The sequence below is a fragment of the Petroclostridium sp. X23 genome, from assembly GCF_030013905.1.
In the GTDB taxonomy this organism is placed as follows: domain Bacteria; phylum Bacillota; class Clostridia; order SK-Y3; family SK-Y3; genus X23.
Genome location: NZ_CP124862.1, coordinates 1691176 through 1716543 on the forward strand (window position 1 = coordinate 1691176; position 25368 = coordinate 1716543).

Annotated in this window: 25 protein-coding genes and 2 riboswitches; of the genes, 5 read left to right on the top strand and 20 right to left on the bottom strand. The window is 38.8% G+C overall.

Going from position 1 to position 25368, the window contains the following annotated elements; translation table 11 throughout:
* Window positions 1–20 precede the first annotated feature (20 nt).
* Window positions 21–494 (top strand): DUF2680 domain-containing protein, encoded by a 474-nt coding sequence (locus tag QKW49_RS08290; RefSeq protein ID WP_282867077.1) that lies wholly within the window; start codon window positions 21–23, stop codon window positions 492–494.
* Window positions 495–548: 54 nt separating this feature from the next.
* Here QKW49_RS08290 and QKW49_RS08295 read toward each other — a convergent pair whose 3' ends face one another.
* From QKW49_RS08295 to QKW49_RS08315, 5 genes are all read right to left on the bottom strand, one after another.
* Window positions 549–1469, bottom strand: coding sequence for an AEC family transporter (locus QKW49_RS08295; RefSeq protein WP_282867078.1), 921 nt, complete (start codon window positions 1467–1469; stop codon window positions 549–551).
* 147 nt (window positions 1470–1616) lie between these two features.
* Window positions 1617–1808 (bottom strand): cold shock domain-containing protein, encoded by a 192-nt coding sequence (locus tag QKW49_RS08300; protein WP_282867079.1) that lies wholly within the window; start codon window positions 1806–1808, stop codon window positions 1617–1619.
* Between the two features lies 1 nt (window position 1809).
* On the bottom strand, window positions 1810–3267 hold the full coding sequence (locus tag QKW49_RS08305; RefSeq protein WP_282867080.1) for an FMN-binding glutamate synthase family protein: 1458 nt from the start codon (window positions 3265–3267) through the stop codon (window positions 1810–1812).
* A 154-nt stretch (window positions 3268–3421) separates the two neighbouring features.
* Window positions 3422–4495: a mannonate dehydratase gene (gene uxuA / locus QKW49_RS08310; RefSeq protein ID WP_282867081.1), complete on the bottom strand. Its 1074-nt coding sequence runs from the start codon at window positions 4493–4495 to the stop codon at window positions 3422–3424.
* 139 nt (window positions 4496–4634) lie between these two features.
* The gene (locus tag QKW49_RS08315; protein ID WP_349239096.1) at window positions 4635–4820 is read right to left on the bottom strand and encodes a hypothetical protein; all 186 of its coding nucleotides are present in this window, start codon (window positions 4818–4820) and stop codon (window positions 4635–4637) included.
* A 394-nt stretch (window positions 4821–5214) separates the two neighbouring features.
* Here QKW49_RS08315 and QKW49_RS08320 point away from each other — a divergent pair, with 394 nt between their 5' ends.
* A complete protein-coding gene (locus QKW49_RS08320) occupies window positions 5215–6570 on the top strand; it encodes an IS4 family transposase (RefSeq protein ID WP_282867083.1) in 1356 nt (451 codons plus the stop codon).
* A gap of 134 nt (window positions 6571–6704) precedes the next feature.
* On the opposite strand, the gene QKW49_RS08325 is transcribed toward QKW49_RS08320, so the two are convergent.
* The 8 genes from QKW49_RS08325 to thiS all read right to left on the bottom strand — a co-directional run bounded on the left by QKW49_RS08325 (window position 6705) and on the right by thiS (window position 14454).
* Window positions 6705–7895: a Xaa-Pro peptidase family protein gene (locus tag QKW49_RS08325; protein ID WP_282867084.1), complete on the bottom strand. Its 1191-nt coding sequence runs from the start codon at window positions 7893–7895 to the stop codon at window positions 6705–6707.
* An 80-nt stretch (window positions 7896–7975) separates the two neighbouring features.
* On the bottom strand, window positions 7976–8668 hold the full coding sequence (gene sfsA / locus QKW49_RS08330; RefSeq protein WP_282867085.1) for a DNA/RNA nuclease SfsA: 693 nt from the start codon (window positions 8666–8668) through the stop codon (window positions 7976–7978).
* A gap of 84 nt (window positions 8669–8752) precedes the next feature.
* Window positions 8753–10066 (bottom strand): phosphomethylpyrimidine synthase ThiC, encoded by a 1314-nt coding sequence (gene thiC / locus QKW49_RS08335; RefSeq protein ID WP_282868094.1) that lies wholly within the window; start codon window positions 10064–10066, stop codon window positions 8753–8755.
* Window positions 10067–10212: 146 nt separating this feature from the next.
* Complete coding sequence (locus QKW49_RS08340) at window positions 10213–11286, bottom strand: thiamine phosphate synthase (RefSeq protein ID WP_349239097.1); 1074 nt, start codon at window positions 11284–11286, stop codon at window positions 10213–10215.
* Window positions 11267–11878 carry a sulfur carrier protein ThiS adenylyltransferase ThiF gene (thiF, locus tag QKW49_RS08345; RefSeq protein ID WP_282867088.1) on the bottom strand — a complete coding sequence of 204 codons (612 nt, stop codon included), beginning with the start codon at window positions 11876–11878 and terminating at the stop codon, window positions 11267–11269. The genes QKW49_RS08340 and thiF overlap by 20 nt, the downstream gene beginning before the upstream one ends.
* A 229-nt stretch (window positions 11879–12107) precedes the next feature.
* On the bottom strand, window positions 12108–13214 hold the full coding sequence (thiH, locus tag QKW49_RS08350) for a 2-iminoacetate synthase ThiH (protein ID WP_282867089.1): 1107 nt from the start codon (window positions 13212–13214) through the stop codon (window positions 12108–12110).
* Window positions 13215–13478: 264 nt separating this feature from the next.
* The gene (locus QKW49_RS08355; RefSeq protein WP_282867090.1) at window positions 13479–14249 is read right to left on the bottom strand and encodes a thiazole synthase; all 771 of its coding nucleotides are present in this window, start codon (window positions 14247–14249) and stop codon (window positions 13479–13481) included.
* 4 nt (window positions 14250–14253) lie between these two features.
* On the bottom strand, window positions 14254–14454 hold the full coding sequence (gene thiS, locus QKW49_RS08360) for a sulfur carrier protein ThiS (protein WP_282867091.1): 201 nt from the start codon (window positions 14452–14454) through the stop codon (window positions 14254–14256).
* A gap of 66 nt (window positions 14455–14520) precedes the next feature.
* A riboswitch (TPP riboswitch) is annotated at window positions 14521–14619 on the bottom strand.
* Window positions 14620–15140: 521 nt separating this feature from the next.
* Between thiS and QKW49_RS08365 the strand changes: the two genes are divergently transcribed.
* Both QKW49_RS08365 and QKW49_RS08370 read left to right on the top strand, forming a co-directional pair.
* Complete coding sequence (locus QKW49_RS08365; protein WP_349239098.1) at window positions 15141–15560, top strand: hypothetical protein; 420 nt, start codon at window positions 15141–15143, stop codon at window positions 15558–15560.
* A gap of 141 nt (window positions 15561–15701) precedes the next feature.
* Window positions 15702–17807 carry an HD domain-containing phosphohydrolase gene (locus tag QKW49_RS08370; protein WP_282867092.1) on the top strand — a complete coding sequence of 702 codons (2106 nt, stop codon included), beginning with the start codon at window positions 15702–15704 and terminating at the stop codon, window positions 17805–17807.
* A gap of 64 nt (window positions 17808–17871) precedes the next feature.
* Here QKW49_RS08370 and QKW49_RS08375 read toward each other — a convergent pair whose 3' ends face one another.
* The 3 genes from QKW49_RS08375 to QKW49_RS08385 all read right to left on the bottom strand — a co-directional run bounded on the left by QKW49_RS08375 (window position 17872) and on the right by QKW49_RS08385 (window position 21293).
* Entirely contained in the window at window positions 17872–18069 is a 198-nt protein-coding gene (locus tag QKW49_RS08375) for an asparagine synthase (protein WP_282867093.1), read from the bottom strand.
* 363 nt (window positions 18070–18432) lie between these two features.
* Window positions 18433–19980, bottom strand: a complete 1548-nt coding sequence (locus QKW49_RS08380) for an FAD-dependent oxidoreductase (RefSeq protein WP_282867095.1) — start codon at window positions 19978–19980, stop codon at window positions 18433–18435.
* A gap of 116 nt (window positions 19981–20096) precedes the next feature.
* Entirely contained in the window at window positions 20097–21293 is a 1197-nt protein-coding gene (locus QKW49_RS08385; protein ID WP_282867096.1) for a cation:proton antiporter, read from the bottom strand.
* A 74-nt stretch (window positions 21294–21367) separates the two neighbouring features.
* Window positions 21368–21428: riboswitch (Fluoride riboswitch) on the bottom strand.
* Between the two features lie 143 nt (window positions 21429–21571).
* On the opposite strand from QKW49_RS08385, the gene QKW49_RS08390 reads away from it, so the two are divergent.
* Entirely contained in the window at window positions 21572–22483 is a 912-nt protein-coding gene (locus QKW49_RS08390; RefSeq protein ID WP_282867097.1) for an EamA family transporter, read from the top strand.
* 56 nt (window positions 22484–22539) lie between these two features.
* Here QKW49_RS08390 and tmk read toward each other — a convergent pair whose 3' ends face one another.
* Genes tmk through QKW49_RS08410 form a run of 4 tightly spaced genes read right to left on the bottom strand, consistent with a single transcriptional unit; the run spans window position 22540 to window position 25251 of the window.
* Window positions 22540–23187 (bottom strand): dTMP kinase, encoded by a 648-nt coding sequence (gene tmk, locus QKW49_RS08395; protein ID WP_282867098.1) that lies wholly within the window; start codon window positions 23185–23187, stop codon window positions 22540–22542.
* A 2-nt stretch (window positions 23188–23189) separates the two neighbouring features.
* Window positions 23190–23711, bottom strand: coding sequence for a dihydrofolate reductase (locus QKW49_RS08400; RefSeq protein ID WP_282867100.1), 522 nt, complete (start codon window positions 23709–23711; stop codon window positions 23190–23192).
* Window positions 23712–23726: 15 nt separating this feature from the next.
* Complete coding sequence (gene thyX, locus QKW49_RS08405; protein ID WP_282867102.1) at window positions 23727–24497, bottom strand: FAD-dependent thymidylate synthase; 771 nt, start codon at window positions 24495–24497, stop codon at window positions 23727–23729.
* A 16-nt stretch (window positions 24498–24513) separates the two neighbouring features.
* The gene (locus QKW49_RS08410) at window positions 24514–25251 is read right to left on the bottom strand and encodes a WecB/TagA/CpsF family glycosyltransferase (protein ID WP_282867103.1); all 738 of its coding nucleotides are present in this window, start codon (window positions 25249–25251) and stop codon (window positions 24514–24516) included.
* Between the last annotated feature and the right edge of the window lie 117 nt (window positions 25252–25368).

Below are 25368 nucleotides of genomic sequence, written 5' to 3' on the forward strand. Positions count from 1 at the left end.
TTTTGAGGAGGTTTTTAACCATGAAAAAGAAATTTTTAGCGATGGTCCTTGCAGGAGGAATTCTTGCGGCAGGTGCAGCATACGCTGCAGAAACAGTATTCCAGAGACCGGTGGATGTATTATCCGACGCTACAGGCCAAACGGTAGAAGATCTTTATGAGGAAAGATCGACAGGTAAGACATACGGGCAGATTGCCGATGAAAACGGTGTACTGGATCAATTCAAAGACAGCATGCTTGAGCAGAAAAAGGCAATCGTTGAACAGAGAGTTGAAGAAGGTACAATTACCCGCGAGCAAGCTGATGCTTTCTTGAAAGCAATGGAAGAAAGAATTGCAACCTGTGATGGTACGGGTATAGGCGGGGGCCTTGGAAGACAATCAGGCATGGGCTTTGGAAGAGGCAGTGCCGGTGGTAGAGGCCAGGGACGCGGATTCGGCGGTGGCTGTGGTTTTGGCGGCGGCTTTGGTGCCGGATTCGGCCAGCAGCAATAATTGATCATTGCGATATAAAAATAGCTAGGCGGGTATATCCCACCTAGCTATTTTTTATATAAAATTTGTAACCAAATATATTACCAATGTGACTGTTACCGAGCTGAAAACAGTTGCTGAAAATACGGCATGCGATGCAAATTCAGGTTCATTGTTAAACTCAATCGCCATCAAAGCGGTTGCAACCGCAGTAGGCGCTGCGGCAGAAATAATCATCACCTGCGCGACAACACCGTGAATTCCTAAAATCAAAGTAATCATATAGGCGAATATAGGGCTGGCAATTAATCTTATCATATTTGACAAATATACTCTTGGTGCTTTGAAACTGATAGAAGTATTTGCCAACTGTGCACCTAGTGTGAATGTTGCAAGCGGAACCATTCCTTCCCCAAGAATAGTTAATGTGGACCATACCGGATCCCATATCTGAATGTGCATCGTTTTCAATAATAGTGCTGCAATTATCGCATATCCCATCGGCATTTTTAAAATACTTGTCAATGCCGCAAGCTTACTTTGGTTTCCACTGCTTGCATTGAATACGCCGATTGTATTTGAAGTGATGTTTTGTGCCATGATTACAATCACTTGTATTGCCGTTGCAAAAGGATCATTGTATAAAAGCTGAACGATTGGAAGAACAAAATTTCCTCCATTATAAAAACATACCGAGTTTATAAATGCCTTTGAAAAACGCCCTTCGTACTTTTTAAATCTTGTAATTGACCAACTGATAAAGAACAAAATACTAAATAAGGTTAAGCTGTACACAATAATTGAAAAAAAAATTTCTTTACTGATTTCTGTATGATATATCTTTGTAAACAACATTGCCGGCAAAAATACAAAGAAAACACTTTTGGTTAAAGTTCCTATATGCAGATTAAACTTTTTCTGTATGGCATAACCGATACCTATCTGCAGAAATACCGGAACAATGATATTTATAAAAATATATACAAATCTATCCACTATCATCCTCTTTTCTTTACAACGAATTATTTTATGTAAAACACAATTTATTATAGCACAAATATACCACAATAAACAACAAAAGTATGCATTTACATGCATCTTTTAAAATAAGAAAGCCATCCCTTTTTAGGATAGCCTTGTTATTTACTGCTTCTTATGAATGTATACCGCTTGCAAGCTATGTGTAGCTTCAGTAATATCGAATTCTACCTGGTCTCCTACCTCCACCGGCTCATCCAGATCGGCATGGTAGAAAAAGATATCATCTTTCTCATTCACCTGAATATATCCAAACTTCTTTTCTTCATCATAAGATTTAACTATGCCTACCGGCATTTTATTCTTCCTCCTCATATTCATATTGAAAAGGCTCATATACCATAGGTATCCCACACGCACACGCGACCATCTCATCTATCGACATCAAATCTTCTTTATTCACTTCACTCAATCTCGTTTTTCCCAGGCCTTTGATACCTTCTCCGATTTCTTCTTTGCATGCATTCAAAAATTTCTTAAGTGACTCTGCTGCTTCTTCAATATGAAGCTTTCTTTCACCTTTTGCGTGGTGCCAGACCAATTGTGTCGGAGGCTCATAGGGAAGAACCTTTAAAACCTGGGTATGGGACATCGCAAAGATTGCAATGCTTCCGATATAGACCGCATCGGCACCTAGAGCACAAGCCTTTAGCATTTCTCCCGGCGTTCTGATTTTTCCTCCCACCACCAGACTTACTCTATTTTTAAAGTTATTCTTATACAGCCACTCTGCCGCCCGGTTTATAGCAAATACCGTAGGAACTCCAAAATCATCTTGAAGTATAGGCGGCGATCCCTTTGTAGCCGCTTCAGCACCATCCACCGCTACATAATCAATGCCGCTGTTACATAAAATATCAAGGTCGGCTTCAAGATACTTTCCTGCCCCGATCTTAGCTCCTATCGGAACTCCCCCGCTTATCCGCTTTAATTTTTCGACAAGCCTCGGCAGCTCCGAAGGTTCATTCACCTCCGGTTGTCTTGAATGAGCTACGATATTCTTTCCCGGAGGAAATCCATAGGCTTCACGCATCTCATTATCCATGTATTTCGAATTAAAAACATGCCCTACTCCTGCTATGGCACCTTGCCCGAATTGTATTTCAATCGCATCGCAGTCAGTGAGATTCTGTTCTGTCTTTCCCCAAGTTCCTCTGTGATATTGGTATATATATTTCTTCGCCGCTTCTCTTTCTTCTTTTAATACAGGGCCTTCACCGGAAGAAGTGGCTATTCCAACCAATGATGCCCCTTTTGCCAACGCAACCTTTGCTTTTTTACTAAGCGCCACTCCATAAGCCATAGGCGCGATCATAATGGGCATTTCCATTTCCAGCGGTTTTTTTGCTTTTTTCCCTATGGTTACCTTCACATCGATTTCTTCCTCAAAAGGTGTCGGCATAGTATAGAGCTGCGCAATATTAAACATCAGGCTCTCCATGTTAGGAAATTTTTTAGGTGTTCCCATGGGCCTGGAAATCGCTTTCCCTTCCGTTGCCCGTAGGTTTGTCTCTGCTACCTGCGGAATCCCTACTCTAGATGTTGATGAAATGAGCTCATATATATTTTCGTCGTAAATATCCGTCATAACCACCTTGGCAGCACGATTTTGAACCACTTGAAAAGCTTTTCTTCCCGCAAGCTTGGCGCCCCATACGCTGGCAGCAGCTCCGGCTGCTCCAGCACCATAAGTAATCAGCTTTTTGGTATCCAGTTTTTTTACGCTTTTATTTATGTTCATTTTTTTCAATCTCATACCCAACCTCCTGCAAGACGAAAAAGGATTAACAGTTTCCATCTATAAGAGTATTATTTACTTAAAAAAATATTTTAATTATAAAAGATATAATAAAAAAGCAACCTGAAAGAAATTGGATTAACAAATTCTTTTAGATTGCCTTTTAGTTAAATCATTTTTTCATTTTGCCGATAGCTTCCCATAATCCATTCAAATATGTGATTCCCAGGGCTCTATCATACAAGCCGTAACCCGGTCTTGCTACTTCTCCCCAAATCATTCTTCCATGGTCGGGTCTGATATATCCCTTATAATCTATATCATGGTATGCTTTCATGATTTCAAACATATCCAATGATCCGTCCGAACTTAAATGAGATGCTTCGTCAAAATTTCTAGGCGAATGTATTTTTATGTTTCTTACATGTCCAAAATGTATTCTGCCTTTTCCACCGAAGTATCGAACCATTTCCGGAATATCATTCTCAGGATTTGCACCCAAGCAACCACTGCATAGCGTCAATCCGTTATATTCACTGTCTACCAGATCGATGATTCTTTCCAGATTTTTTTTGCTGATTGTAATTCTTGGCAGTCCGAAAATAGACCACGGCGGATCATCCGGATGTATTGCCATCCTGATGTCACATTCCTCGGCTACCGGAACAATCTCTCTTAAGAAATATCCAAGGTTTTCGAACAGTTTTTCTTCATCTACATCCTTATACTGCTCAAATAAATCTTTTAATACTTTAAGTCTTTCCGGTTCCCAACCCGGTAGTTCGTATCCGTTTGAATTGGCTTCCATTTCTTCTACCATCTTATCAGGGTCTACTTTTTGCACTTTTTCTTCCTCATAAGATAAGGCGTTAGATCCATCAGGCAAAACTTTCGCCAAGTCTGATCTGGTCCAGTCAAATACAGGCATAAAGTTATAGCAGACTACTTTAATACCGAATTTTGATAGATTTCTCAATGTCTCCTTATAGTTTTCGATATACCTATCTCTGGCCGGCAAACCCAGCTTAATGTCTTCATGTACATTTACACTTTCAATGACTTCTAATTCCAGACCGCCTTTTTCTACAGTATCTTTTAATTGCTTGATCTTTTCTACCGGCCATACCTCTCCTACCGGGACATCGTAAATCGCACTGACGATGCCTGGCGAACCGGGAATTTGTCTTATTTTGTCCAGAGAAATACTGTCAAGATTTTCTCCAAACCACCTAAATGTCATTTTCATAGTTTCACATCCTTATAAATATCATTCATATTTCAAAATAACCTTGCAGGCATAGGTACTTCACATATCTCCACATCTAGGGGCGCATTTACCCGGATCGCTTTCATACTGCTGCCTCCTCTTATATTATATATCAAATTTAATATTTTTCCAGTGTTTTTCTGACTGCGCTTTTTCCTGCCACTAATTTTTCAAAGTATGCTTCTATCTTTTCAACCAATTTCTTTAAATGGCTGTCTTTCATTTCATCGGCTATATCGAAAGTCTCTACCGCTACAGTTCCTGTATCCGCTTTCCCTTCATTAAGAAGCTTTTGCTGTAGCACCGCAGTAAATCCTCTAAAGATATTTCCGGCTCCAAAATATACCCACATCGGATTTGATGCGGTATTTGCCCCAATCTTATCATAGTCAAATTCGGGGAACTCTATTTCTACGTCCTGCCAGAGCTTTTTGTTCTGATTGAAACTTACCCCAAAGAGGGAGCTATGTTTCTTTGATCGACTTGGATTTGGTTGAACAATAGAGATTCATGAGAGAAACTATGGAAAGTGCCATTTAACAAAGGCTAAGTTTTATACAAAAGAACTTAATGATTTTATATATTACGTTCATACGCGTTAAGCTAAGCCATGTTATGGTAAACCAATAATTACATTTGCAAAAAAGAAAAAAACATGAGAACCTCAAAGTAATAGAGAAATGAAAGGTGAGGTTCCCATGTTTCAAGTTCCCATATCACTAATTATAAGCTTTATTTGCTTTTTAGGAAAGACAAAAATACTGGAAATTTCTAAGGACACAGGGTTTACGGTGCGCCGCTCTAAGCTGCTGCCAGATACTATAGTAAAAGTATTTACATTCGGCTTATGGGACACCCCTAATCCATCCTTACGTCAAACTGCTTCTAAATGCGAAAATATTCAACGCGGACTTAGTATAACACGCGAAGGACTTTTTCAACGTTTGGCTACAAGTGCTTTATTGCTAAAACAAGTATTCCAGTCAGCAGTTGAGTATTCTGCCAAGAGAGCAATAACTGTCCAGAATCTCGATGTGCTCCAAGCTTTTACTGATGTAAAAATATGTGATAGCTCTAAAGTTACTCTTCCGGACAAATTAGCAGATGTCTGGAAAGGTCTTGGTGGCAATAATGCAAAAGCTGCTCTAAAAATCCAGACTATATATAGCCTTAAGTCCAGAACTATCACAAATATGGAGTTGACAAAGGCGCCTGGTCCAGATGCCGGCTATAAAGATGAACTTCTAAAACACATTCATCATGGTGAGCTGTTAATTACTGACTTAGGATATTACAGTAAAGATTTGTTTAGGAAAATAATATCCAAAGGTGCATATTTTCTTAGCCGAATTAAATCAAATACTGTTTTTCAAATACAAAATTCTGACACTAAATCTTTTAAAGCCTTAGACCTTTTAAGTGTTTTAAAAAACAGCTCCAGTGTTGATATAGATGTATACTTTGGCACCAAGTATTCTAAATTACTACAATGTCGGCTGATTGGTGTACGTTTACCTGATGAAGTCGCTAATGAACGTAGGCGCAAAGCAAATAAAAAAGCAAAGTCACAAGGCAAAACACTGAGTGACTATGACTTAGAGTTATTAGGATGGAACCTTCTAATTACTAACGCCCCAGCACATATGCTTACTCCAAAGGCAGCCTGTGAATTGTACAGAGCTAGATGGCAGATAGAGCTTTTATTTAAGGCTTGCAAAAGCTATCTAAACCTTGGCAAAGTAGGCAACTGTGGTAAAGAGCAATTAGAGTGTCTTCTATATGGAAGGTTAATTGCCATTATACTAATTTTCACAGTCTACTCAGCACTGTATGCCCTCATGTACCAACAAAAAAACAGATGCATTAGTATGATGTCGTTTATCAAACTAATTGCGACAAAGGTGGAAAAAATATTTTCAAGCCTTTATGCAACCACTGAAGCAATACCGGAACTGCGACTGATTCTTAAAAGAGCGGCCGAACAAAGCTTACATGATAAACGTAATCGCAAAACCACGGTTGAGCGATTGCAGGAACACTATTTGCTCAATTAAATTGGTAAAAAATAGCTTAACTTAACGCGTATGATATTACGTTAAAGATTTTATATTTAAGAAATAACTTTAACCGATTGTGCTATCTTGGAATTCCAAGATAGCACAATCGGTTATCTAAATATAAACCATTATTAGTATACAGGAATTAATCCGGGATGATCTCCCGTTATACATCTTCCTCCGTCACGTGTTACTAAAAATGTGTTTTCCACTCCTACCATACCGATACTTTCTATGCCTTTCTTAGGCTCAAGCGCAAATGCCATCCCTTCTTGCAGCGGTTGTATGAACCCTTCAGCAATCACCGGCTGTTCGTCAATGAATAACCCGATACCATGTCCAAGAAACTTTACAGCCCGGTTCCCCATTCCCATGAAATTTTTCAAGAAATCGGTATCAATTTCATTCATTACTGTCTTATATATGTGTGCCGGAATTTCATCGGGTTTTAACATTCCAGCAATGCTGTTTTGTATCTCAACACATTTGTAGTGTGTATCTACGACTTCCTTGGGCAGCGGCGTACCAAACATGTAAGTCATGGTTTTATCGGTGTGATAACCATCTACCCCGCATCCTATATCAATAAAGACTAAATCTCCTTTTCTTAATTTGCGTTCTCTGCTGCCTAACAGAGGTACCGCAGGGTGCATTCCGTAATTTCCTCCAGGACCATTAAAATACGTAGGATAGATAGAGCTTTCACCAAAACAAATATGCCCCAATACTATTTCGGTATCAAACATTCCAAAACGAGCCACTCCGTGATGCCCTTCCTCTACCATAATTGAAAAGATGCGAGTGGCAAGCTCGGCTTCACTCATTCCTTCCACTAATATTTCGGGCACACGATCTTCCAAAACTTTCTTATGAATGCTGCCCGCTTGTTCCATAAGGGACAACTCATATGCACTTTTCACTGCTCTGACTGCCGAAATCTGCCTGTCAACCGATTTAACTTCTTGAAAAGGAAAATACTTTTGGAAACGCTGATACAATGCCAATGGTACTATTTCCGTTTCCAGATACACCGTATCCGGCAGTTTCCTCATATATTGCGCAGCATCCCGAAAACTCTGCATTGGCTTTATTGTTGGAAACAACGATTCATCCTGCGCCCGTTCATAACTTCTACGTACCCAAAAGACCGCTTCATCATTCCTGGGGATCATCAACATCCCCTCTTGCATGGTTCCGGTGAAATAGTATAAATTTATCTTACTAAAAACAACTGCTATTTTCCAATCCGGATTCGAAACCTTCATTTGAGCTCTAAAACAATCCATTCGTTTTTGCAGTTCATTAAAAGGTACTTTTTTCATGTCACACTCCTATAAATGATGGTAAATATTATTATGGTTATTATATACTGCTAGAGTAAATTATTCAACCTTTGATATCTTCATAGATATACTGCAACTTCCTTATCAATGGCAATATGCTCATGCGTAATATTGCATGTATATGCCCACATATCCACTCCTGTTTCATAAGCTTTTCGAAGTGCGTTGCCAAACGCCTTATCCGTTCTATCATTAGGCGCAATCATATCCGCATCCTTCCGTTGAATGATGAAGATGACTCCCGCACCTTTACCCTGCAACCTTAACTGCGTTAACTCCTTGAGATGTCTTGTCCCTCTTTCAGTTGGCGCATCAGGGAAATACGCTTTTCTATCTTCAACCAGCGTCACGCCTTTGACTTCAATATAATATTCTTCATCACCGGAAAAAAGTCCGAAATCAAACCGGCTATTTCCTACCGTCACTTCCCGTTTTATTTGCTCATATCTGTTAAATCGTGGAAATATTCTATTCATTAACCCTTCATATACCATTTTATTGGGAACATTCGCCGAATCGATGGATATCCATACATCATCCTTTTTTACAAGCAGCAATCCAAACTGCGTTTTTCGTTTAGGATTATTAAACTTCTTCACCATAACCGGCGCCCCCGGTATCAGCAGTTCTTTCAACCTGCCGGTATTGGGTACATGAACCAACCGGCCTTCTCCTTCTATATCCACTATTGCCTCAAATCTATTTAGCCTTTGTATAAAAAACCCTTCTACCAGTATACCTTCAATAAGCAAAATCATCACTCCATCTAATAAATGGACGCAAAAAAGCCGTCAGCTTTGTTTTACCCGAAAACTGACAGCTTTAAACTGCTAATATTAATCTCTTAAAATATTAAGATCTTCTCCGCTAAGGATCTTCTTCATGTTTCTCATTGAACACATTTTACCGCACATGGTACAGCTATCTTCATGCTCCGGTGTGGATTCGGCTCTATATTGCTTCGCCTTTTCAGGATCCATTGCCAGTTCAAACATACTATTCCAGTCAAGATTTGCCCGCGCTTCACTCATCTGGTTATCCCAATCCCTGGCTCCTTTGATGCCTTTTGCGATATCTGCGGCATGGGCAGCAATTCTTGTTGCGATAATTCCTTCCTTCATATCTTCTAATGTCGGCAATCTCAGATGCTCCGCAGGCGTTACATAACAAAGGAAGTCAGCTCCATTTGCCGCAGCGACCGCTCCCCCTATCGCACTTGTAATATGGTCATACCCCGGCGCTACATCGGTAACAATCGGACCTAACACATAGAAAGGCGCCCCATGGCACAGCCTTTTTTCCAGCATCATATTCCCAACGATTTCATTCAATGCCATATGACCCGGACCTTCGATCATGACCTGTACATTTCTTTCCCAAGCTCTTTTGGTCAGCTCTCCCAATACAATCAACTCTTCAATCTGAGATGCATCTGTTGAATCATTGATACTGCCCGGCCGGCAAGCATCTCCTAAACTGAGGGTAACATCATACTGCTCACATATATCAAGAACCTTATCATAATATTCATAAAAAGGATTTTCTTTTCCGTTCAGCTCCATCCAAGCAAACATGAGCGAACCACCGCGGGATACAATATGGGTCAATCTTTTGTTCTTCTTGAACTTTTCTGCTGTAGCCCTGTTAATACCCGCATGGATCGTCATAAAATCGACGCCATCCTGCGCATGCTTTTCTACCACATCCAAGAATTCCTGTTCGGTAATATCCTTAAGCTCTTTGTCATAAAATCCTACCGCATCATAAATAGGCACCGTCCCGATCATTGCCTGGGAAATATCAATTAATCTATGACGAAATTCCTGTGTTTTACCATAGGAACTTAAGTCCATAATGGCTTCCGCTTTCAGATCCAACGCTTTTTTTACTTTTTCAATCTCTACATCAATATTACAGCAATCCTTTGATATCCCTAAGTTTACATTGATTTTTGTTCTCAGGCCTTCTCCAACTCCCTCAGGAGCAAGACTGGTATGATTCTTATTCGCAGGAATTACTATCGTTCCCTTCGCCACCTTTTCGCACAATACATTTACATCCATTTGCTCCTTCTGAGCAACGGCAGTCATTTCTTTAGTAATAATGCCTTTTCTGGCAGCATCCATTTGGGTTGTATAATTTGTATTCATCATTTAACTCTCCTCACGTTTTTAGTGGATAGTGGGGAGTGAGGAGTGGGGAGTAAACCGTGGAAACTACAAAATAATTTACTCTACTTTATCACTACTCAATACACACTATTCACTATTAATTATTCACTATTAACTGTTCACTATTAACTGCACTTAATCACTTCTCTTACGTCCTCTATCTTTTGCCTGATATCCTTCGCACCTACGATCTCCGTAACCATCGCAATGCACTTTGCCCCGCGTTTAGCTACTTCTGCTACATTATGCTCCTTGATTCCACCGATGGCTACAAAAGGAATATTTACGCTTTTAACAGCGTATTCCAGATATTCCAGTCCAACCGGGTCACAAACATCTTTTTTGGTAAAGGTCTTAAATATCGGGCCCACGCCTATATAGTCCGCACCTCTCTCAATAGCGTCCTGCGCTTGCATAGGTGAATGGGTTGACAGTCCGATAATCATTTCCTCCCCAACCAGTTCTCTTACTTTTTCTATAGGCAGGTCTTCCTGTCCTATGTGTATCCCATCTGCTTTTACAAGCAGTGCGATGTCTATATCATCGTTAACAATGAAAGTAACCCCTGCCTGCTTTGTAAGTTCTCTGATTTTTTTGCATTCCTCATACTTATACAGCGCTTTTTTATCTTTCTCCCTGTATTGTATGACTTCAACTCCGGCTGCAATCATCTCACTTACTACCTCTATATTGTTTCTGCCTCCGGAATATTCTTCAGCAGTAAGACAATAAAGGTCTGTGTTCAGGACGTTTTTCTTAATGGTTGTATTAAATTTGGCATAATACATTTTCTCAATGGTATATGAATCATACCTGCACATTTCATATACTTTAGAGAATTCATATTTTCCAGCGATCTTAAGGTTTTCTTCTATGACCCTTAACCCTTCTTGCACCCGTTTGAAATTTCCTGCAATCAATTCTTTTATATTGGTCTTATTATCCATATTATTCTTCTGTGAGATGTCAAATCCTAAATCATTTGCCGCGTCTCTCTGACCTAACAACTCAGAAGAAAGTGAACTCACGGTTTTTCTTACTCTATGCCTCATCTTCTTTATTTCTTCTGTTACTAATGACTCTTCATAATAAAATCTTGCCAGATCTTCTAGAACACGTAATCCTTCCGAAACACGATTGATGTTTGCATCAATGATCCTATAAATCTTATCCATGTTATCACCCCTTTCCAAGGACATATTCTAGTATTACATCGGCTTGCTTAGCAGCGGTAATATTTACCCTTGGTGAAATGGGCGGCAGACTGTCCCCTACTTCCGACACCAAATCTCCAACAATATAAAACCGTTCTTTCACCTTATGAACTTTTATAGCATCACTGTTTCCCCATCCCGCAAGTCCGGACGCGGATACCAGCAATTTCTCTGATTTTAGGTAGCTTTCTACTATCATCTTCTTGTACACCGCTTTATCAAAAGCTTCAACAATAATATCACAGTCTTCAAATATACCGCTCAAGTTTTCTTCTTCCAGTTTGACCTGTACAGCCTCTATTTTCGCATCCGGGTTGATTGCCAGTAAATTCTCCTTCAGCACGTGCACTTTTGGTTTTCCCACCTGATGATAAAAGAAAAACTGTCGGTTGAGGTTAGTGTACTCTACCACGTCAAAATCAGCGATAGTAAAATGTTTAAACCCGCTTCGGATAAGGTTAAAAGCACAATTGGAACCTAATCCTCCGGCACCCCCGATACCGATTCTAACTGATTGAATCTTCTCTAAATTTTCTTGACCGATATATGTAACCAATGCCTTTTCAAAATTATTCATATACTCCCTCTTTATAGCTATATACGCCACACTAAGTACATTACATCTTCGCTCAAAAATGCAACATGCAACACGTGCAACACGGGGACGGTTCTCCTGTCACCCAAAACCGTTATGACATGAAAACCGTCCCCATGTCACATTTTTTCTTCTAAGCCCGCCTGTAATGTATTTAGTGCTATTTATATAGCTCTTAATATTGTCTATTGTACATTGTACACTGTCCATTTTATATCGTTTGCCAATCTTTAAATACCGGCTGATAGCCTAAGCTCAACACCGCTTCTCTCATCTGCGAGACATTTCTTTCATCTGAAATATCAAACTGTCCTGTGTTTTCTTCCTTTTGCGTATGTCCTCCAACGGCAGTGGTAGAACCTGCAGACATTTTTGTAACCCCTAACCGGATGATATTATTCCTAAATTGTGCATTTTCTCTTGTTGAAATAGTAATACCGGCTCTGGGCATAAATAATCTAAATGCCAGCATCATCTGTACCATATTCTTATCATTCACGACGCAACCCGGCTCAAATCCTCCTTCATGTGGCCTAATCCGGGGTAATGAAATACTAACCTCCGTATCCATAAAACGGTCTTGCAGATAATTGGCATGAAGTCCGGTAAAAAAGGCTTCTCTTCTCCAGTTGCTATCCAATCCCAAAAGCGCTCCGATATTCACAGCGCGTATGAACGCCTGACAAGCTCTTTCAGGCGCATCCAGTCTAAAACGGTAATCCTTTTTAGGGCCTTTAAGATGAATACGATCATACAGTTCTTCATTATAAGTCTCTTGGTATATGGTCAATAGATCTGCTCCGGCCTCAATAACCTGGGCATATTCATCTTTCTCCAATGCATAAACCTCTATTGCGATGGAGGTAAAATATTTTTTCAATATCCTGATGCAATCGCTTATGTATTCAGGTGAAGCGATCTTTCTTGCATCGCCTGTAAGGACAATAATATGCTTAAGTCCTGTTTCTGCAATCACTTTCGCCTCGGTCTCCACTTCATCCAATGTCAACTGTTTTCTATGAATGTGGTTAGAAGTATTAAAGCCGCAGTATAGACACTGATTGGTGCAATAATTGGATAGATACATCGGAGTATAAAGCAAGATCGTTTTACCAAAGTGTTGTACTGTTAGTCTATGTGCTTTTTGTGCCATGTCTTCCAAATGTTTCTCTGCTTGCGGAGAGAGCAAGGCTAGATAATCGGTTACACTAAGTCTTTCTTTCTGAATGATGCTTTTAATTTGATGATCGGTAACAGATTCAAAAAAGTCTTCAAAACTTAAATCATTGTATTTTAAATATTCATTGTAAAAGCTCATTGTCATTCCTTCTTTACATTATTTAGTTAACGCTCTACAGTTCACAATGATGATAGACCTGTATAGAAAAACGCGATAAGGTGCTTAATTGGTCAGTCGCAAAGCATGGGGACGGACCTACAGCTTCTCTAAAAAGCAAGCGCAGCAGTAGGTCCGTCCCCATGCTTCACTCCTTCTATGTGCTGAATCCGACTTTATCACAATCTCCTGCAACTCGGCTTACTTTTACTGTGAACCGTGAACCGTAAACTATGAACTAATAATCTATTCATGTAAAAATCCCGTCAATGGTGAAGATGCCTGTGCATAATCTGCAGTTGCACCTAATCCCGCAAGATACGCGTACCGTCCTGCTTTTACCGCGTTTCCGAAAGCTTCCGCCATCAATAGCGGGTCATTTGCGCTTGCGATCGCTGTATTAAGCAGACATGCGGCAGCCCCCATCTCCATTGCTTCACAAGCATCGGAAGGCTTGCCGATACCGGCATCTACAATTACCGGCAAAGGTATTTCGTTAATCAAAATTCTAATTAATTCCTTGGTCTTTAAGCCCCGGTTAGTCCCTATAGGTGCTCCTAACGGCATTACGGCTGCTGCTCCTGCCTCTACCAACTTTTTAGCCACCATCAGATCCGGACTGATATAAGGCAGTACTACAAACCCTTCTGCAGCTAGTATTTCTGTAGCCTTTATGGTTTCATATCCATCAGGCAGCAAATATTTGTTATCGGATATGACTTCAATTTTAATCCAATTACCGCATCCTGCAGCTCTGGCAAGTCTTGCTATTCTTACGGCTTCCTCCGCATTTCTGGCACCTGACGTATTCGGCAGCAACTGGACATCCTTAGGGATGTAATTTAAGACATTATCTGTTTGCGAATCAAAATCTATTCTTCTGAGTGCAACAGTAATAACCTGTGCACCGGATTTCTTAAGCACTTTCGGAATAAGCGCATCAGTAGAATATTTGCCGGTTCCTACAAACAAACGGCTGTCCAGTGTAGTTTCCCCTATCTTTAATTGGTCCTGCATTGTCTCAACCCCCTCCTACAAATCTTAAAACTTCTAAAGTATCGTTTTCTTTTAAGCTGATATTATCCCACTCTTCTTTTTTAACAATATTAGCGTTATATTCTACTACAACCGATATTGGATTCAAACCTTTATACTCAATAAGCTCAAGAAGTGTCATCTCTTTATCTAACACTTCCTTTTTCCCATTCAATGTGATTTCCATCGTTTCACCTCCCAATTTTTTTTAAAATAAAAAAGCTTACCCGAAGGTAAGCTTGTAATCGAAATATAAGTCAGACTTATGCTTCCCTACGGTGGTCTTAACCACTTCAGGTTCAAAGAGTTAGGATTTCTCCCTCTCAGCCTTACGGCACCCCTAGCTAACTATTAAATTTTAAAACTCTATTATTGATTATACTCCTATATTTTCTATTTGTAAAGGATATTTTGAATATTGCATTTAGTAAATCCACAATGTTTGATAAATATTTACATATCAGTAATTACAGGTCTTTGACAGTTGAATAGAGAAAAAATCCGTAAAAGCCTTGAAATGGGCTTATTTTTTTGTCAAATTTATCATTTTTATATATCGCACTGTGTTATAATATATGGTAAGGAGGCGATATTATAAACGAGACTTAAGGTAACCAAATCTAAAAATTCAGCTTCACTCTATGTAATTAAATCTATTTATAATAGCAAAACTCAATCAAATTCCTCCAAGATTGTCGAAAAGCTTGGAACTGAAACTGAACTCAGAGAAAAACTTAATGGTGCTGATCCATATCAGTGGGCTAAAGAATATATTCGGAAATTAAACGAGAGAGAAAAGGAGCAAACAAGGAAAAGCCTTGTCCCTTTTGAACAGTCCAAAATTATTTCTAAAGACGAACAGCGTTCCTTCATATGAAAAGCGAATTCAATGCACCACCCGTGTACTTAAGCAATGATGACAGGATTAAAGCACATTTTACCACTAGCTTTATATCGTTAATTCTTTATAGGCTACTCGAAAAGAAGCTCAATGAAAATTATACCTGTCATGAGATTATTTCTGGACTTAGAGATATGGAGTTCTTTTACATTAAAGGCAAAGGCTATGTTCCAACCTACACAAGAACTGATTTTACAGACGCGTTACATGAAGCTTTCGGCTTTCTCACGGACTATCAGATTGTTACAACAAGTATGATGAAAAAAGTTTTAAAGAAACGAAAAAATAAAAAAGTACGCACTTTTTACACAAATATTAAATCCTGCAAAACCCTTCATATCAAGGCTTTACAGGATTTTTATTTTGTTAAAGTGTCAAACTCAGGAGTGTAAAGTAGTTTTACAGATATTTATAAATAAGTTTTTATTCCTAGAACTTTTTAAGTAATATCCTTTAGATAACGGTTAAAAATGTCGAAATATGATATGTATGGTGTTCGGACATTTTTTTAATATGCAGGAGATAATATAAATATGAGAATTAGTATAAAAAATACACTAATCATAACATTCTTAATACTGATCATCGTACCTATTACTATTTCAGGAGTTATCTCTTATCAACATACGGAAGAGATTCTTATTAATGAAATAAAAGAGTCTACTCTTAAAACAATGGAGCATGCAAATGATTACTTTATTAAATATCATATTGAAAAGATTGAAAAAACTATTGAAGTCATATTAGCTACTACTGATTTGCCCTATATACTCTCTAATCCGGAATTGATTAAAGAAACTCAAAAAGAATGGCTAAAATATGAGAAATTTAATGACGACATATGGTATATCTATACCGGAACAGAAGACGGTCAAATCTATGTTGCCGGTGACTGGATCCCACCCACAGGCTATGACCCTCGGATAAGACCGTGGTACATCGCCGCCAAAACAAATCCGGGACAAATTGCATGGAGCGAGCCATACTTAGAATATATATCAAATAAAATAGTAGTCAGCGCTACTAAGCTGATTGATTCGCCCAAAGGTCCTATTGGGGTATTCGCGATAGATACTTCACTGTACAAGCTATCTGACATTGTGAATAATATGTACTTCGGGCAAGGCGGTTATGCGATCCTTATAGACCAAAACGGATACATCATTACCCATCCCGACCCGTCTTTGGCTGGCACGGTTATCAATAACGAAAAATGGTTAAAACAAGTATATTCTCAAACCAAGGGATCCATTTATACAACCATCAATGGCAAATCTACTTTTATCGGCTATATCACCATCCCGCATACTAACTGGAAACTTATAGGTTTTATCCCGGAAACAGCGATTAAAAATAAAATTGAACCTATAAAGCATAAAACCATTATCGTTGCCTTATTAAGTATCACTCTTGCGATCATTATCAGTATAGTTATTTCCAACTATCTAAGCGGCGTAATCCATAATTTGATAGAATCCATGAAGGAGGTTGAAAACGGAAATTATAATGTTAGGTGCAAATATAAATACATCAATGAATTTTTCCAACTTAGCAATAAATTCAATACTATGGTATCCACAATAGATAATTTGATAAAGGAAAGAGATCATGTGGAAAACAGATTAAAGTATATAAGTTTGCACGACGCTCTTACAAATGTATTCAATCGTACCTATTTTGAACAGGTAGTACAGCATTTAGATAGTAATAACTTAGGTCGTACCGGTGCGCTGTTATGTGACCTTGACGGACTAAAGCTTATCAATGATACGATGGGGCATGACAGCGGCGACAACATACTTATTGACGCTGCCAAAGTGATTGAAAAGTCACTATCCGGTAAACATAGTCTGTTTAGAATCGGCGGAGATGAGTTTGCTATTTTGATTGAAAATACTACAGAGACATACCTGCAAGCAATTTACAGAAGTATCAAACATAATATAGAAAACCATAATAAACAGGATCACGAACTATATCTAAGCCTATCAATAGGATATGCTGTTAAAAAGAATGAATCAACTAAAATGGAAGACGTTTTGAAAGAAGCCGATAACATGATGTATAAAGAAAAGCTGCACAGCAGCCAAAGTAAAAGAAGTGCAATTGTGAAAACACTTATGAAAGCTTTAGAGGAACGGGACTTTATTACAGAAGGACATGCAGAACGACTTCAATTTTTAGTAGAAAAAATATCAAAGAACGTCGGTCTATCTGAGTTTAGAATCAATGACTTGCGTTTATTGGCTCAGTTTCATGATATCGGAAAAGTAGGTATTCCGGATAAGATCTTATTTAAACCCGGTACACTTGACGCTGATGAATTAAAAGAAATGCAGCGTCATTCTGAAATCGGATACCGTATTGCCATGGCTTCCCCAGACCTCACCCATATTGCCGACTGGATCCTTAGACATCATGAAAGATGGGATGGAAAAGGGTATCCTCTTGGTCTTAAAGGAGAAGATATTCCACTGGAATGCCGTATATTATCAATCGCCGACGCATATGACGCTATGACCAGTGATCGGTCTTACCGGAAAGCTAAATCTGAAAAAGAAGCGCTTGCCGAAATACAAAAATGTGCCGGCACCCAGTTTGACCCGGATCTTGTAGCGGCATTTATTTCAGACATATAACTTACCGTTTTTTTATTTAAGAGTAAGGGGTTCGGATTCCCAAACCCTTACTCTTTTTTAAGTCTTAATCTCTATGTTGAACAAGGTCGATAGCTCCTAACGCAATATGAGCGATTCCCAGTCCTAATAATCCTGCACCAACCATAGGCATGATCTCATCACTTCTCATACCTTTCTTTTTGTTCATATCCTGTACTCTTAATGCAACACCTGTTGCTGTAACTGCTGCTCCGAGAACTGTTGGTATTAATCCTTCACGCATAAGAATCCTCCTTATCAAACTTTGATTAAGATTACATTACTATTTTGCTCAACAATATTCTGTCTTATCCTATAGTTATAATTTGTATTTTTATAAATTAATTGTAATCTTTATCTACTCTATAGACAAAAACTTTAAAGCTATTTATTAACCAATATGTTAATTCTTGTTTCAATATATCTGTTTTATTATCGTAGGGGTGGACGACCCTGTCCACCCGCTGCATTATTACCTATCTGCGGGCGGACAGAGTCGTCCGCCCCTACGGTATCTTAACTGTTAGCGTAATATATAACTTGGTATATTACAAGTCTAAAGTTCGTTCTCTAAAATACTATCTAATAAGAGTTTCATCGACATAGATCACTGATTCTGCTGTTGAAAAAGTTTTTTTAAAGGGTGTAATGCCGGACCTTCCGCGATCTGTCCGTCATAGGTAAATCTGGAACCGTGGCACGGACAATCCCATGATCTCTCTGCCGCGTTCCAGTGCAGTTCACACCCCAGATGGGTACAAGTAGTATCTACAAGATGCAGCTTTCCTTCTTCATCCCGGTATGCTCCCACCTTTTTCCCTTCAATACCAATCACCTTTGCCTCTCCATTTTGAATATCCAATTCATCCGGAACAGGGATAAGCTTTCCTTCTATCAGCTCTTTAGCAACATTTGCATTTTCTACTATAAAGTTTTTGGCAGACGCGACCGGCGTAAACCGCGAAGGACTGTACACAGGTTCCCACGGACTGCTGCCTTTTACAATCATATCCTTTATCATCATCGCAGATACCGTACTATTTGTCATGCCCCACTTGCCAAAACCTGTAGCAACATATAAGTCAGGTGTATCTGATGTATACAATCCTACATACGGAATATCATCTAAAGTCATACAATCTTGTGCAGACCAACGATAAGGAATATCCTCTACGGTATAATTTTGCTGAGCGAAATCCTTCAAGTTTTTGTAATGATGTATTGTATTTGCTCCTTGACCTGTTTTATGGTGTTCTCCTGCAAAAAGCACAAGCCTATCGTTTTTATATTTCTGCGACCGGAGAGAACGTGTAGGATTTTCGGCATTAATAAACATCCCCTGAGGAAATTCCTCTTTTACTTTCGCAGCTAGAATGTAAGACCGTTCTACATATATTCTCGCTGCGTATAACCCACGCAAATTACAAAACGGATAATGGGACGCAATGACGACTCTGGGAGCAGTAATCTTGATGTCCTTATCTGTTATGATCTTATACGGAGCTCCCTCTTGTATATCTACCGCTCTTGTCATCTCAAAAATATGGCATCCTGCTCCCGGAATTTCCTTGGCGAGCGAAAGCAAATATTTACGAGGATGAAACTGCGCTTGGTGATCAAACCTTACTGCTGCCTTCACCGGAAAAGGCAGAGGGATTTCTTCCAGATAGGACGCCTGGATACCAAGATCCGAAGCCGTCTTAGCTTCATTCATGATCTTCTCTACATATTTATCTTCTTGCGTAAATACATAGGCCGGCTGCCATTCAAAATCGCAATCTATGCTTTTCTCCTTAACAAGCTTCGCTATCATATGTATGGCTGACTCATTAGCATCCGCATACTGTTTGGCTTTCTCTTCTCCCATTTGACTTTTTATTTTCTCATAAATCAATCCATGTTGTGATGTGATTTTAGCGGTAGTTTTTGCAGATGTTCCCTGCACGATCCGGTCTGCCTCAATGACAGCAACCTTAAATCCTTCCTTTTTCAAAAGATATGCACATGTAATCCCTACCATTCCACCACCTACAATGGCCACATCTGCCTCAATATCTTTTTCCAATGAAGAGTAAGTTGTTTCTGATGTCGAAGCAATCCAATATGATGTAGGCTGCTGGATAAAAATATCATTCATCGTGTTATCTACGCTCATTATAATCCTCCTTGCATAAGTTTATGGTTCATAGTTCACAGTTCACAGTTCACAGAGAGTACTGTCTTTATGATTTACTTATACAAGCAAAATATCCTATTTATAAGGCAAGTTTTTTATAAAGAATCCTTTCCTTCTACTGTTAAAAATCTTTTGGCAGATGCTTTTATGCCAATAGCGCCTAGCGGTGCTGTAATCAAAATAGATAATACGGCAACTGCTAAAATCACCTCTCCCGATTTTACTCCTAATGATAACGGAATGGCTCCTATCGCAGCCTGCACCGTTGCCTTGGGTGTATAAGAGATCATACAGAATAGCCTCTCCTTCCAATTCAAATCTGTACCTAACGTAGACAAAACAACACCCAGGCTGCGTGCGATAAGGCCTACGAATATAATAACCAATCCTCTTAGGCCTGCATTAAAAGCAACATTAATATTAACCTGCGCTCCAACAAGGACAAATAATAATATCTCAGCAAATATCCATATTTTATTAAATTTTACTGCCAGTCTTTTGGCTACAGCCGGACTCTTTTCAAGAATAATAAAACCCACAGCCATCACTCCCAGCAACGCTGCAATTTCTATCGTATTCTTCAATACACTTTCCACGGCAGTAAGCAAGATTGCGGCCCCAAGAATAAATAACACTTTTTTTGTATCCCTGATATGATATTTTTTAAATATTTTTACGAACATTAATCCGATCACAAGACCTATCGCAATACCTAATATAATAGACACAGGTACTTTTAATATTTGAACTCCTATGTTCATATGGCTGCCGCTGTATAATCCTAAGAAAGCAGTAAATATCGTTATCGCAAACACATCATCTATGGAAGCTCCTGCTAATATCAACGTTGGGATTGCCTTATTCGTTCCGATTCGTTTCTCGGTGTACTCAAGCATTTGCGGAACAACGACAGCGGGAGATACTGCCGCGATGATAAATCCTAATATTCCTCCCTCTATAAATGAAAAGCCGAAAACTTTGGTAGATATATAAGCAATGGTAAAACCCTCCATCAATCCCGGTATGCAGCTTAATTTAATTGCAGTACTTCCAACTCTATTCAAGGCATCCCTGCTGATGCCCAAACCGGCCCTAAGCAGAATGATAATTAATGCGATCTGCCTAAAATCAGTTGAAACTTCTAACAAACTTGGGTCAAGCCAATTCAATACATAAGGACCGATCATCACGCCAACAATCAACATCCCTAAAAGTCCCGGCATTTTAAATTTCGTAAAAAGAGTATTCGCTAATAAACCTAGTAAAATCATGATTGCCAAACTTATTGCCATATGGCTGTCCTCCATTCATTTTAGTCATTAAAGAATCGAAAAACAAAACTCCTACCGATAATAAACCATTCATATTATCAGTAGGAGTCATTAGCATTTCTGCGGTTAAAGGCGAACTCCATCGCCTTAGACGATTATAGCATATACTTGCTGGGAATACTAGCCTATTTTAATTTATATTATATGCTTTTTAAGATTTATATTGTATAATATGTTTACAATAATTTTATAGAGTCAGTTACAACCAACTTAAATATTCAATGGATAGGAGCATTAATTTGAAAAAGGGATATTTATATATTATTTTAACCGGTATAGCTTTCAGTACGATTGAGATTGCAGTGAAAATGACACAAGGGATAAACCCCTTCCAATTAAACTTTTTAAGATTTTTGATCGGCAGTCTTATTCTTCTGCCATTTGCCATTTATGACATCAAGAAAAGAAAACTACATTTTAATGTAAATGATTTTTTGTTTTTTATGCTAACAGGTTTTATTGGTGTTTTTATGAGTATGGGGCTTTTCCAAATGGCAGTAGCAAATGCAAAGGCATCAACCGTTGCCGTTATTTTCAGCACTAACCCAATATTCACAATCCCATTTGCTTACGTGATTCTAAAAGAGAATATGAATAAAAAGATGGTGCTTTCATTTTTGATCAGCTTAATAGGGATAGGTTTTTTTCTGGATCCGTCCTCTCTAAACGGACATCTAAAAGGTATTATTCTTTCAGTGCTTGCTTCCATAGCTTTTTCATTATACAGTGTAGTTAGTAAGAAAAGAATGGAACGATACGGTGGCTTGGTTCTAAACTGCTTTACCTTTTTGATAGGTGACGCTATCGTACTGGCATATTTGTTATTTGCAAAAATCCCCATCACCAAGAACATTACCACTCCCAATATTTTATGTATACTTTACCTAGGAGTTGTTGCAACTGGACTGGCATATGTACTCTATTTTATGGCAATGAAAGAAACGTCCGCAATTACGACATCTATTGTATTTTTTATTAAACCGGCCTTAGCACCTGTATTGGCATTTATGATACTAGGTGAAACAGTCACTCTTAATACTGCGTTTGGAATCATCTTTATCTTGATCGGCTCCTATATGATGTTCCGGGCAAGAAAAACAACCCTTGTTAGTAAAACAACTGTTATGGACGTTAGTACCAATGAATCTTAGTCGCAAATATTATGAAAACTTAATTGATAGCATCATACAAAAACAGCAGAGATAATTTAGCTCTGCTGTTTTTGTATGATTTCTCGCAGTACACTTTCTTCATATTCATCCCATTTTTTATCGGTAGTATTTATAATAACGCATGGAATTCCTAGCTTATCACATACACTTTTTAAGCTTTCATACCCTTCAAATACTCTGAAATGAAAATCCTTTGATTCATTTTCTATCCTGTCCTTTTCGCCCCGGTTTGTTACTCTTTGCAAACCTTCCTGCGTATTTACCTTATAAAGTATCACCAAATCCGGAAGTTTATCTACAAACAGCTGTGTTACGTTAATAATCAAATCAATGTCTATTCCTCGCCCATATCCCTGATACACAATGGATGATAGAAAATTCCTCTCACAAATCACATTGACCCCCTGATTTGTATATTCCTTGATCTCATCTATCAACTGCGCCCTATTGGCAGTAAACAAAAGCAGCTCGCACATCGCATTGATATGGTTTTCCTTATCCTGAAGAAGCGCCCGTATCTTCTCTCCAATGGTATTTTGCTTGCCCAATTCCCCGCCCGGTTCACGATAATGGATGGTATCCAACCCTATTTTTTTCATACGTTCTACAATCTTTTGGGCTTGAACCGATTTACCTGAACCATCAGGACCTTCAAACACTACATATAATCCTTTTTTCTCCATCACTATAGACTCCCAAAGCTTATTTCATTACACCTTTTAACATTTACATATCTTTCAAAACTATATTGAACATTATTATAGTTCTTGGGGGCACTTTTGAATACCATTTCCCATGTTTGTTCTTTATCTAAATTAACAAAATACTTATCCGCCCTATATCTATTCTCAATCTTGGTTACATAAACTTCCGTGCAATAGGGTAAAAGCTGTGTGTATACTGATTCTCCTCCAATTACGAATACGTCATCGGCAGGGTATTTTTTCAGTTCATCAGATAACTCATTTACCGAATGGCATATTATCATTCCATTATGATTAAAATATCGATTCCTGCTCAAAACAATATTTATTCTATCCTTTAGCGGTTGTCGGCCGGGTAATGACTCAAAAGTCCCTCTGCCCATGACTACAATCTTACCTAATGTCATTTGCTTAAAAAATGCCATATCTTCCGGAATCCGCTCTAATAAACTATCTCCACAGCCAATCCCCCAATTCAAGTCAACAGCAACAATCGCTTTCATCCTACTCTCCTTGATTTATAAATTCTCAAACAACTCTCTCTTTTCTTTCATTTTTCCACAGCTCATCTTACCTTCGGGGCATGAACCTGCCAAGCACTTTGGTCCGGCATGCTTAAACAGCGTCGGAGCCGCTTCTCTTACCAGCTTTAACATCTGTACAGCAAGTTCCCTTATTTCCCATTGCGCTCTTTCACAGCAGCGATGATGAAAAAAGTTTAGCAAGCTGCGTGCATTCATGGTAACCACCATTTTTGTCTCGCACGCATTGGGAAGAACATACCGGGCATCTTCTATCGCCTTTTTTTCCGCCATCAGCCTTGCCTGTTTTTCTGTTTTCCCTTCACTGATAAATGTTTCATAATGCTTTTTCATGAGAATATCCGCAAGCGCATTATAATTTTGCTGGTCTTGTTCCATCGCCTGTATAAATTTTTCTTTGGCTTCAGGTATTGCTTCAATCTCTACAGGTACGATGTATTCAAACTGGCCTTCCCTTACATAACGTTGAGACTTTACACTAAAGCTGGCGATACGATGCCGAGTAATTTGCGCCAGCAGACTTCTGCTTACTCCTTCAATTCCAAATGTAAAGCTAACATGTTCAATGGGACTTTCGTGCCCTATATCTACAAGCATATTTAAAAAGTTATCTACTTTTTCTTCCGTTAATCCATCCATAATATCTTCAATATTTGAACTCGAATAGCAAAGCTTTGCCGCAGAAGCAATCAGCTTTTCAGGTTCAGGTGTGTATTGCAGTAATCTTACTTTTAATTTTGTTTCCATGCGAATCCCCCCAATTTCACTTCTGCCTCTTTCCTTTCAAAAATACCGTAACCGCAAACTTAGGCAGTGCCATCATTCTTTTATATCTCCATGGCTCTTTGATCAGACGATAGAACCATTCCAAACCGAATTTGATAAATATATCGGGTGCCCTCTGTGCTTTTCCCGCGAATACGTCCAAACTGCCTCCAATACCCATACAGAGTTTTGTTTTCAACTCATTGCGGTGATCATAAATCCATTTTTCTTGTTTGGACATTCCCAGACAAACGAAAACAATATCCGGCTTCAAGGTATTGATCTCACGAATAATGCGCTGCTCTTCCTGCACATCAAAATAACCGTCATGCAAGCCCACTATCTTAATACCGGTATACTGTTTTTCTAAATTTTGCTTAGCCGTTTCGGCGATCCCCGGCGCACCTCCAAGTAAATACAGAGAATGACCCGTTTGCGGTAGCTTTTCAACGATTCTTTTTGCAAGGTCAAAACCTGCCACTCTTTCCTTTAAAGGCTTGCCTAAGATCTTTGATGCATGAACAACACCAATTCCGTCGGCAGTTTTCAGATTAGCCGCATTCAGTACTTCTTGCAGCTTCGGATCATTCATCGCCACCATAATCATCTCCGAATTAGGCGTAAAAACCATATGCAGCTTGTCCTCTTTTAAGAAACGCCATATCTTTTCTTCTGCTTGCGCTAACGTAACAAAATCTATATGTACACCAAGAATATCTATTGTATTCTCCATCATTTCACCTGCTTTTAAGTACTATTTTAACAGTAACTATATTATCATAAAATGCTTATTAGATAAATACTCTTTTACTAATGATACTCTCAACATAGGTTTTGTAGGGGCAGGCCTTGT

Coding starts and splice junctions, on each gene's coding strand:
- QKW49_RS08380 (WP_282867095.1), bottom strand. CDS start 19,980: ATGAGCGTAGATAACACGATGAATGATATTTTTATCCAGCAGCCTACA.
- QKW49_RS08370 (WP_282867092.1), top strand. CDS start 15,702: ATGAGAATTAGTATAAAAAATACACTAATCATAACATTCTTAATACTG.
- QKW49_RS08400 (WP_282867100.1), bottom strand. CDS start 23,711: ATGAAAGCGATTGTTGCTGTTGACTTGAATTGGGGGATTGGCTGTGGA.
- thyX (WP_282867102.1), bottom strand. CDS start 24,497: ATGGAAACAAAATTAAAAGTAAGATTACTGCAATACACACCTGAACCT.
- QKW49_RS08290 (WP_282867077.1), top strand. CDS start 21: ATGAAAAAGAAATTTTTAGCGATGGTCCTTGCAGGAGGAATTCTTGCG.
- QKW49_RS08385 (WP_282867096.1), bottom strand. CDS start 21,293: ATGGCAATAAGTTTGGCAATCATGATTTTACTAGGTTTATTAGCGAAT.
- QKW49_RS08320 (WP_282867083.1), top strand. CDS start 5,215: ATGTTTCAAGTTCCCATATCACTAATTATAAGCTTTATTTGCTTTTTA.
- uxuA (WP_282867081.1), bottom strand. CDS start 4,495: ATGAAAATGACATTTAGGTGGTTTGGAGAAAATCTTGACAGTATTTCT.
- QKW49_RS08375 (WP_282867093.1), bottom strand. CDS start 18,069: ATGCGTGAAGGATTAATACCAACAGTTCTCGGAGCAGCAGTTACAGCA.
- QKW49_RS08300 (WP_282867079.1), bottom strand. CDS start 1,808: ATGCCGGTAGGCATAGTTAAATCTTATGATGAAGAAAAGAAGTTTGGA.
- thiS (WP_282867091.1), bottom strand. CDS start 14,454: ATGGAAATCACATTGAATGGGAAAAAGGAAGTGTTAGATAAAGAGATG.
- thiH (WP_282867089.1), bottom strand. CDS start 13,214: ATGAGCTTTTACAATGAATATTTAAAATACAATGATTTAAGTTTTGAA.
- QKW49_RS08340 (WP_349239097.1), bottom strand. CDS start 11,286: ATGTCCTTGGAAAGGGGTGATAACATGGATAAGATTTATAGGATCATT.
- QKW49_RS08355 (WP_282867090.1), bottom strand. CDS start 14,249: ATGCAGGACCAATTAAAGATAGGGGAAACTACACTGGACAGCCGTTTG.
- QKW49_RS08365 (WP_349239098.1), top strand. CDS start 15,141: ATGAAAAGCGAATTCAATGCACCACCCGTGTACTTAAGCAATGATGAC.
- QKW49_RS08410 (WP_282867103.1), bottom strand. CDS start 25,251: ATGATGGAGAATACAATAGATATTCTTGGTGTACATATAGATTTTGTT.
- thiC (WP_282868094.1), bottom strand. CDS start 10,066: ATGAATACAAATTATACAACCCAAATGGATGCTGCCAGAAAAGGCATT.
- QKW49_RS08325 (WP_282867084.1), bottom strand. CDS start 7,895: ATGAAAAAAGTACCTTTTAATGAACTGCAAAAACGAATGGATTGTTTT.
- thiF (WP_282867088.1), bottom strand. CDS start 11,878: ATGAATAATTTTGAAAAGGCATTGGTTACATATATCGGTCAAGAAAAT.
- tmk (WP_282867098.1), bottom strand. CDS start 23,187: ATGGAGAAAAAAGGATTATATGTAGTGTTTGAAGGTCCTGATGGTTCA.
- QKW49_RS08305 (WP_282867080.1), bottom strand. CDS start 3,267: ATGAGATTGAAAAAAATGAACATAAATAAAAGCGTAAAAAAACTGGAT.